This is a genomic window from Variovorax boronicumulans NBRC 103145 (assembly GCF_001591345.1).
GTDB classification, from domain to species: Bacteria; Pseudomonadota; Gammaproteobacteria; order Burkholderiales; family Burkholderiaceae_C; genus Variovorax; species Variovorax boronicumulans.
This window is the reverse complement of record NZ_BCUS01000186.1, coordinates 1-8,016: the sequence shown is the minus strand read 5'-3', so window position 1 is coordinate 8,016 and position 8,016 is coordinate 1. Positions and strand designations below refer to the sequence as shown.

9 protein-coding genes are annotated in these 8,016 nt (G+C 68.3%); 2 read left to right on the top strand and 7 right to left on the bottom strand.

Annotated features, from left to right (window positions below; translation table 11 throughout):
* From VBO01S_RS29910 to VBO01S_RS29885, 6 genes are all read right to left on the bottom strand, one after another.
* Window positions 1-219, bottom strand: a 219-nt coding sequence (locus VBO01S_RS29910) for an ESPR domain-containing protein (RefSeq protein ID WP_157627506.1), incomplete at its 3' end; no start/stop codon positions are given.
* Window positions 220-569: 350 nt separating this feature from the next.
* Complete coding sequence (locus tag VBO01S_RS29905; protein ID WP_062482455.1) at window positions 570-1,580, bottom strand: Bug family tripartite tricarboxylate transporter substrate binding protein; 1,011 nt, start codon at window positions 1,578-1,580, stop codon at window positions 570-572.
* Window positions 1,581-1,636: 56 nt separating this feature from the next.
* Complete coding sequence (locus tag VBO01S_RS29900; RefSeq protein WP_062482453.1) at window positions 1,637-2,617, bottom strand: Bug family tripartite tricarboxylate transporter substrate binding protein; 981 nt, start codon at window positions 2,615-2,617, stop codon at window positions 1,637-1,639.
* Window positions 2,617-3,822, bottom strand: a complete 1,206-nt coding sequence (pcaF, locus tag VBO01S_RS29895) for a 3-oxoadipyl-CoA thiolase (RefSeq protein WP_062482451.1) — start codon at window positions 3,820-3,822, stop codon at window positions 2,617-2,619. The genes VBO01S_RS29900 and pcaF overlap by 1 nt, the downstream gene beginning before the upstream one ends.
* 33 nt (window positions 3,823-3,855) lie before the next feature.
* A complete protein-coding gene (locus VBO01S_RS29890) occupies window positions 3,856-4,503 on the bottom strand; it encodes a 3-oxoacid CoA-transferase subunit B (RefSeq protein WP_062482449.1) in 648 nt (215 codons plus the stop codon).
* Entirely contained in the window at window positions 4,500-5,201 is a 702-nt protein-coding gene (locus VBO01S_RS29885) for a 3-oxoacid CoA-transferase subunit A (RefSeq protein ID WP_062482447.1), read from the bottom strand. Before VBO01S_RS29885 ends, VBO01S_RS29890 begins: the two co-directional genes overlap by 4 nt.
* Window positions 5,202-5,338: 137 nt before the next feature.
* On the opposite strand from VBO01S_RS29885, the gene VBO01S_RS29880 reads away from it, so the two are divergent.
* Window positions 5,339-6,136: an IclR family transcriptional regulator domain-containing protein gene (locus VBO01S_RS29880; RefSeq protein WP_062482445.1), complete on the top strand. Its 798-nt coding sequence runs from the start codon at window positions 5,339-5,341 to the stop codon at window positions 6,134-6,136.
* Between the two features lie 27 nt (window positions 6,137-6,163).
* Here the strand turns inward: VBO01S_RS29880 and VBO01S_RS29875 are convergent, their stop codons facing one another.
* Window positions 6,164-7,168, bottom strand: coding sequence for a Bug family tripartite tricarboxylate transporter substrate binding protein (locus VBO01S_RS29875; RefSeq protein WP_062482441.1), 1,005 nt, complete (start codon window positions 7,166-7,168; stop codon window positions 6,164-6,166).
* Between the two features lie 210 nt (window positions 7,169-7,378).
* On the opposite strand from VBO01S_RS29875, the gene VBO01S_RS29870 reads away from it, so the two are divergent.
* Window positions 7,379-8,016: tetratricopeptide repeat protein (locus VBO01S_RS29870; RefSeq protein ID WP_157627504.1), on the top strand; the 638-nt coding region annotated here is incomplete at its 3' end.

The following is an 8,016-nucleotide window of genomic DNA, read 5'->3' as shown; positions in this document are numbered from 1 at the left end:
GCCCGCGTTCAGCGACGCGTCACCGACCGGCTGGCCACCCGCACCGCCGGCCGCGAGCACCGGCACGACGCAGACCCACAGCGCCGCCGTTGCCGCCGCTGCAGCCACCGCGCGCACGCCGCCCCCGCTGCACGATCGCGCGTGGCCGCGCGCGATTTCCGGCGCGGCCACCCAGGTGCCGGCGGTGGGACTCCACAGGGTTCGGAAAATCTTGTTCATGACTCAACTCCCTCTTCGTTCACTGACTGAGCAGGTGGACCTCCGTGTGCAGCAGCAATGGCTTGCTCCTCCCCACGGCGACGATTTCGGATGTGCAAGTCAAAAATGTAAGAACGGGTGCCGGTTACGCGTATCCCTGCAAGGGGCTACCCTGAAACGGGAGCGACCGCCCCATGCGGGGCCACTCCGCCTCTGTCAGGCCCTTCGGTAGACGATCTACCCTGTCGCGTATCCATACGTAACATGTGACTTTTGGACAGCACAATCTCTCGCCCTGGGCGCGGCGCCCAAAAGAAAAGGCACCCTCGCGGGTGCCTTGTTCGTTGCGGATGCGCCCTGGGCGCGCGCTGTCAGTCCAGCGACACGTTCGCCTTGCGGATCACGTCGGTGAAGCGCTTCGTTTCGGTCGCCACGAACTGGTCGAACTGCGGGCGCGTGGTGGGGAACGGCTCGTAGCCGAAGCTCTTGAACTTCTCCAGCACGTCCGGTTCGGCCAGGCCCTTCTCGATGTCGCGCTTGATCTTGTCGGTCACCGAAGCCGGCAGGCCCTTGGGCACGGCGATGGCGTTCCAGCCGATCACCTCGAAGCCCTTCGGGCCGCCCGATTCGCTCACGGTGGGCACGTCGGGGAAGGCGGCCACGCGCTGGGGCGCTGCCGCTGCCAGGAAGCGCAGCTTGTTGGCGCGCTGCAGCGGGCCGGCGGTGGCGCTGCTGCCCAGCGCAAAGGCCAGCTCGCCGGTGGCGACCGAGGTGTACAGCTGCGTGGTCTCCTTGTAGATCACGTGCTCCATCTGCGTGCCGGTGGCCGACTCGAACAGTTCCGAGCCCAGGTGCACCGGGTTGCCGACCGACCACGAGCCGTAGTCGAGCTTGCCGGGGTTGGCCTTGGCGTCGGCGATCAGGTCGCCCACGGTCTTGTACTTGCTGTTCGTCGCGACGGTGAAGAAGAAGTAGGTCTTGAACAGCGGCAGCAGTGCGTCGAAGTCCTTCGACGCGTCGTAGGGCAGCTTCTTGAACAGCGCCGGGTACGCGGCCAGGTGCACGTTGTCGAGCACGATGATGTCGTGGCCGTCCTTGGCACCGCGCTTGAAGGCGTCGATGGCGATGAAGCCGTTGCCGCCCGGGCGGTTCTCGACCACCACCGGCTGGCCCCAGGCGCGCGAGAGCTTGTCGGCCACGAGGCGGGCCACGCCGTCCGGGCCACCACCGACCGGGAACGGCGTGATGATGCGCACGGGCTTGGTCGGGAAGGCCGCAGGCTGCTGTGCCGAAGCGGTCAGGGGCAGCAGGCCGCCAGCGGTCAGGGCCAGCACGGCCGCTGCGATGGCGCGGCGCGAAAGCGACGAACGGAAGAAGGACATGAGGGGAGTCTCCGGTTTGATGAATCGTTGATGGGTGGGAAGCGGTGCGTCGCCGCTCAGTCGACCGACGCGCCCGAGGCCTTGACGATGCCGGCCCACAGCGCGCTTTCCTTCGCGATGAGCGCGGCGTACTCCGCCGGCCCGCCGAGCAGCGGCACGGCGCCTTCCACGTCCAGGCGCGACTGGAACTCGGCGCCGCCCGCCACCTGCAGCATCTGCGCCGACAGCGTCTTCACGAACGCATCGGGCGTGCCGCGCGGCGCGAGGATGCCGTAGGTGAGCGTGCTCTCGAAGCCCGCGAGTTCGCGCAGGCCCGACTCGGCCACGGTGGGCACGTCGGGCAGCGACGGCAAGCGCTTGGCACCGGTGACGGCAATGGCGCGCAGTCGCCCGCCCTTGACCAGCGCAAGCGCGGGCGGGATGACACTGAACATCATCTGCACCTGCCCGCCCGCGAGGTCGGTGAGCGCGGGGTTGGTGCCCTTGTAGGGAATGTGATTGATCTTCGTGCCGGTGCGCTGCGCGAAGAGCTCGCCCGTGAGATGGCCGCCCGTGCCGCTGCCGCTCGAGGCGTAGTCGAGCAGGCCCGGGCGCACCTTGGCCTCCTTGACGAGGTCGGCCACGCTGCGCACCTTCGAGGCCGCAGGCACCACGAGCACGAGCGCGGACGACGCGAACATGGCCACGGGCACGAGGTCCTTGCGGGCGTCGAACTTCAGGCCCTTGTACAGCGCCGGGTTGATCGACACGGTGCCCGTGTGGCCCAGCAGCAGCGTGCTGCCGTCGGGCGTGCTGCGCACCACCTGCTCGGTGCCGAGGTTGCCGCCCGCGCCGGGCTTGTTGTCGACGATGACGCCCGACTTGCGCACCTCGCCCAGGCCCTTGGCCATCTGGCGTGCGAACACGTCGTTGCCGCCGCCAGCCGCGAAGGGCACGACGATGCGGATCGGCTTGCCGTCGGCCTGCTGCTGTGCATGCGCAGGCAGGCCCGCTGCTGCCAGCAGGCCCAGCAGCAGCTCGCGTCGGGCGAACGCCATCAGACGCGTTCCAGGATCACGGCAATGCCCTGCCCCACGCCGATGCACATCGTGCACAGCGCGTAGCGGCCGCCGCCCTTGTGCAGCTGGTTCACCGCGGTGGTGGCCAGGCGTGCGCCGCTGGCGCCGAGCGGGTGACCCAGTGCGATGGCGCCGCCGTTGATGTTCACGCGCGCGTCGTCGTCCTTCAGGCCCAAGAGGCGCAGCACGGCGAGGCCTTGTGCGGCGAAGGCTTCGTTGAGTTCGATGACGTCGATCTGGTCGAGCGTGAGGCCGGTGAGCGCCAGCACCTTCTGCGTGGCGGGCGCCGGGCCGATGCCCATGATGCGCGGCGCGACGCCGGCCGTGGCCATGCCGACCACGCGGGCGCGCGGCGTGAGGCCGTGCTTGGCGGCGCTGGCTTCGTCGGCCAGCAGCAGCGCGCAGGCGCCGTCGTTCACGCCGCTGGCATTGCCGGCGGTGACGGTGCCGTCGGGGCGCACGATGGGCTTGAGCTTGGCCAGCGCCTCCAGCGTGGTGTCACGCGGATGCTCGTCCTTGTTGACGATGAGGGCGTCGCCCTTCTTCTGGGGCACGCTCACGGGCACGATCTCGGCGTCGAAGAAGCCGGACTTCTGCGAAGCGACGGCGCGCAGCTGCGAGTTGAGCGCCATCAGGTCTTGCGCCTCGCGCTCGATCTTGTAGTCGGTGGCCACGTTCTCGGCCGTCTCGGGCATCGAGTCGACGCCGTACTGCGCCTTCATGAGCTTGTTGACGAAGCGCCAGCCGATGGTGGTGTCGTACACCGCGTTGTTGCGGCTGAAGGCGCTCTCGGCCTTGGGCATGACGAAGGGCGCGCGGCTCATGCTTTCGACGCCGCCAGCGATCATGAGGCCGGCTTCACCGGCGCGGATGGCGCGCGCGGCGGTGCCCAGTGCATCGAGGCCCGAACCGCACAGGCGGTTGATGGTGCCGCCGCCCACTTCGATCGGCAGGCCCGCGAGCAGCGCCGACATGCGCGCGACGTTGCGGTTGTCTTCGCCGGCCTGGTTGGCGCAACCGTAGAGCACGTCGCTCACGGCCTGCCAGTCGACGTTCTTGTTGCGCTCGATGAGGGCGCGCAGCGGCACGGCGCCGAGGTCGTCGGTGCGCACGCTGCTGAGCGAACCGCCGTAGCGGCCGAAGGGGGTGCGGACGGCGTCGCAGATGAAGGCTTGGGTGGTCATGTGAGTTGTCTCTCTCTGATGGCTTGGATGGGATCAGGCGGCGATCGGAAGGCCGACCAGCGTCTCGAGTTCTTCGCGGCTCAGGCCCTCGACGGTGTCGACGAGCTTCAGGCCCTGCGGCGTGCACTCGAGCGTGGCGAGGTCGGAGTACACGCGCTTGACGCAGCCGATGCCGGTGAGCGGATAGGTGCACTGCTGCACCAGCTTGCTCGCGCCCTGCTTGGTGAGCAAATCCATCATGACCCACGTCTGCTTGGCGCCGATGGCCAGGTCCATTGCGCCGCCGACCGCGGGAATGGCGTCTTTCTCGCCCGTGTGCCAGTTGGCGAGGTCGCCGGTGGCCGACACCTGGAACGCGCCGAGCACGCAGATGTCGAGGTGGCCGCCGCGCATCATCGCGAAGCTGTCCGAGTGATGAAAGAACGAGCCGCCCGGCAGCAGCGTGACGGGCTGCTTGCCGGCGTTGATGAGGTCGTAGTCTTCTTCGCCGGCCTCGGGCGCGGGGCCCATGCCGAGGATGCCGTTCTCGCTTTGCAGGATGACCTCGCGGCCCTGCGGCAGGTGGTTGGCCACGAGCGTGGGCTGGCCGATGCCGAGGTTGACGACGGCGCCGTCGAAGATGTCTTGTGCGACGCGGGCTGCCAACTGGTCTTTGGTGCGACGGGTGTATGCCATGGTCATGCTGCCTTCTTGAAGCCACCCGCTTGCGTGGCGACACGTTCGATGCGCACCACCTGGTGCACGAAGATGCCCGGGGTCACGATGGTCTCGGGGTCGAGGGTGCCGAGCTCGGCGATGTCGTGCACGGTGGCAATGGTCTTCTTCGCGGCCATGGCCATCACGGGGCCGAAGTTGCGCGCGGCCTTGCGGTAGACCAGGTTGCCCCAGCGGTCGCCGCGCTCGGCCTTGATGAGCGCCACGTCGCCGTGGATGGGGTACTCGAGCACGTACTGCACGCCGTCGATCTCGCGCGTTTCGCGGTTGCCTGCGAGCTGCGTGCCGTAGCCCGTGGGGCAGAAGAAGGCGCCGATGCCAGCACCCGCCGCACGGATGCGCTCGGCGAGGTTGCCCTGGGGCACCAGTTCGAGTTCGATCTTGCCGCTGCGGTACAGGCCGTCGAACACCTGGCTGTCGGCCTGGCGCGGAAAGCTGCAGATGATCTTGCGCACGCGGCCGGCCTTGAGCAGCGCCGCCAGGCCGGTCTCTCCATTGCCTGCGTTGTTGTTGACGACCGTGAGGTCCTTGGCGCCCTGCTCGACGAGGCCGTCGATGAGTTCGCCTGGAATGCCGGCGGTGCCGAAACCGCCGATGAGCACCGTGGCGCCGTCTTGGATGCCTGCCAGGGCATCGGCGACCGAGCGCGCGATCTTGTTGATCATGAAGCCTGTCTCCGGGAGTGAAGGAAGAAACCGAACGGTGCGAACACCCTGCCGAATTCACGAACCCTCGCAAACCGCAATTTGTTCGCCTAAAGAACTTTTGTTCGTATAATGAATTTTAGAGAGGATCGCTCGCCATGGCAACCCACCCCGTTTCCGTCACTTCCACCGCCGACACGCCCGCCCCTGGCGACAGCTACGTGCAGTCTTTTGCGCGCGGCCTGCAGGTGATCCGCTCGTTCAGCGCGAGCGCACCGCACCAGACCCTGAGCGAGGTGGCGGCCGGCAGCGGCCTCACGCGTGCGGGGGCGCGGCGCATTCTTCTCACGCTGCAGACGCTGGGCTATGTGGTGACCGACGGCAAGCTCTTCACGCTCACGCCGCGCATCCTCGACCTGGGCTTTGCCTACCTGTCGTCGATGCCGATCTGGAACCGCGCCGAGCCCGTGATGGAAGCGCTGGTGCAGCAGGTGCAGGAGTCGTGCTCGGCCGCCGTGCTCGACGCGACCGACATCGTCTACGTGCTGCGCGTGCCGACGCAGAAGATCATGCGCATCAGCCTGGGCGTGGGCTCGCGGCTGCCGGCGTACTGCACCTCGTTGGGCCGCCTGCTGCTGGCCGACTTGAGCGACGACGAGGTGCGCGCGCGCCTCGAGGCCTCGAACCTCGAAGCGCTGACCAAGCACACCGTGACCGACATCGACGCGCTCATGGCCAAGGTGACCCAGGCGCGCAAGCAGCAGTGGTGCCTGGTGAACCAGGAACTGGAAGAAGGCCTGATCTCCGTGGCCGCGCCCATCGTGAACCGGCAGGGCCGCATGGTGGCCGCACTGAACATCAGCGGGCAGGCGAACCGCACGAGTGCGAAGGTGATGCAGGAGACGATGCTGCCGGCGCTGATCGATGCGGCACGGCAGGTGTCGGCGCTGCTGTAGCCGCAGCGCGGTCGCCCTCGCGAAGGCTCAAGCCTCGGAGCGAATGCCCTTCATGAGGATCACGCCACCAAGGCGCGTGGTGTCGGCGCGCATGCGCTTGGCCAGCGTGTCGGGCGAACCGGGCTGCGCCTGCCAGCCGGTCTTGAGCAGCTCGCCGCTCACCTCGGGCGAACTGATCACCTCGACCAGCGCGGCGTTGAGCTTGGTCACAGCCGCCGGCTTCATGCTCGCGGGCGCAGCGAGCGCGGTCCAGATCTCGAGGTCGGCGCCGCGCACGTCGGCGTCGCGGATCGTCGGCAGCTCGTTGACCAGCGGGCTGCGCTCGGGCGAGGTCACGCCGATGGCCTTGAGCTTGCCCGACTTCACGTGCGGCATCGCCAGGCCCGGCGGCAGCAGCGCCAGCTGGATCTCGCCCGCGAGGATGCCGGCGATCACCTGCGGGTTGCCCGTGTAGGGCTTGTGCTGCGCGGTGATGGCCGCGCGGCTCTTGAGCAGCTCCATGCCCAGGTGGCCCACCGTGCCCACGCCCGGCGTGCCGTACTTGCCGGCGCTGCCCAGGTTGCGCACCCACAGCAGCAGGTCGGCTGCAGACTTGCCCGTGGCGCTGCCCGACACCACCAGCACCAGCGGCGCGGTGCCGATCAGGCCGACGGGTGCGAAGTCTTTCTCTGGGTCGAAGTCGAGCGACGGGTTCAGCAGCTTGGCGATCGTGAGGTTGCCGTTGATCAGCGCGCCGATCGTGTGGTCGTCCGTGGCCTTGGCCACTTCGGCCGCCACGAGGTTGCCGCTGGCGCCGGGCTTGTTCTCCACCGTCACCGGCTGGCGCAGGAGCTTCGAGAGCGGCTCGGCGATGGCGCGTGCCGCCAGGTCGGGCGAGGCGCCCGCCGGAAAGCCCACGAGGATGCGCACGGGCTTGGTTGGCCAGGCGGCATCGCCGCCTGCTGCGCGCTGGGCCCACGAGGCCGGCGTGAACAGCGAGGTGGCAATGGCTGCAGCGCCGCCTTCGAGCAGGCGGCGTTTGGTGATCTTCAAAACGGACTCCGGAGGGTTGGAAAAATCAGGGTAAACACGTGCATTTTGCTTACGAGACGTTACATGATGATGCTGCAGCGCACAAGTTCGGCACAACTGTGAATAGGGCCATCGCAGGGCTCCGTCAGCTTGGTATCCAGAGGTGACGGGCGCATTTACAATGCCTGCCGCATTCCCCTTCCCCACCAACGCAACGAGGTCTTGTCCGCAATGCCCAAGAGCCCCCGGCCTCGCGCCCGCTTCAGCTTCTCCCCCACCGTGCGCGCCCTGTTCCTGGCCGTTGCGGCCTGCGGCGCCGCGCTTCCCGCGCTGGCCGCGACCGAGCACGAAGAGGTCGACCGCCTGATGCAGTCCGGCAAGCTCGACGAAGCCATGACCAAGGCCGAGGCCTTCCTCAAGGACAAGCCGCGCGATCCGCAGATGCGCTTCCTGAAGGGCGTGATCCAGCTCGACACCGGCAAGCGCGCCGAGGCAATCGCCGCCTTCACCCAGCTCACGCAGGACGCGCCCGAGCTGCCCGAGCCGTTCAACAACCTCGCCGTCATCTACGCGAGCCAGAACCAGTTCGACAAGGCCCGCAACGCCCTCGAAAGCGCCATTCGCACCAACCCCAGCTACGCCACCGCCCAGGAAAACCTCGGCGACGTGTACGCGCGGCTGGCCAGCCAGGCCTACAGCAAGGCGCTGCAGCTCGACCAGAACAACACCGCGGTGCAGCCCAAGCTGGCCGTGATCCGTACGCTCTTCACCGCTCCGCCGGCGGCCGGCTCGAAGGGCTCGACCCTCGTGGCTTCGGCCACGACGACGCCCGCGCCGGCACCGGCTGCAAAGCCCGCCCCGGCACCTGC

Excerpts from the sequence above, each read along its gene's own strand:
- VBO01S_RS29905 (WP_062482455.1), bottom strand. The coding sequence starts at position 1,580 with ATGTCCTTCTTCCGTTCGTCGCTTTCGCGCCGCGCCATCGCAGCGGCC.
- VBO01S_RS29900 (WP_062482453.1), bottom strand. The coding sequence starts at position 2,617 with ATGGCGTTCGCCCGACGCGAGCTGCTGCTGGGCCTGCTGGCAGCAGCG.
- pcaF (WP_062482451.1), bottom strand. The coding sequence starts at position 3,822 with ATGACCACCCAAGCCTTCATCTGCGACGCCGTCCGCACCCCCTTCGGC.
- VBO01S_RS29890 (WP_062482449.1), bottom strand. The coding sequence starts at position 4,503 with ATGACCATGGCATACACCCGTCGCACCAAAGACCAGTTGGCAGCCCGC.
- VBO01S_RS29885 (WP_062482447.1), bottom strand. The coding sequence starts at position 5,201 with ATGATCAACAAGATCGCGCGCTCGGTCGCCGATGCCCTGGCAGGCATC.
- VBO01S_RS29880 (WP_062482445.1), top strand. The coding sequence starts at position 5,339 with ATGGCAACCCACCCCGTTTCCGTCACTTCCACCGCCGACACGCCCGCC.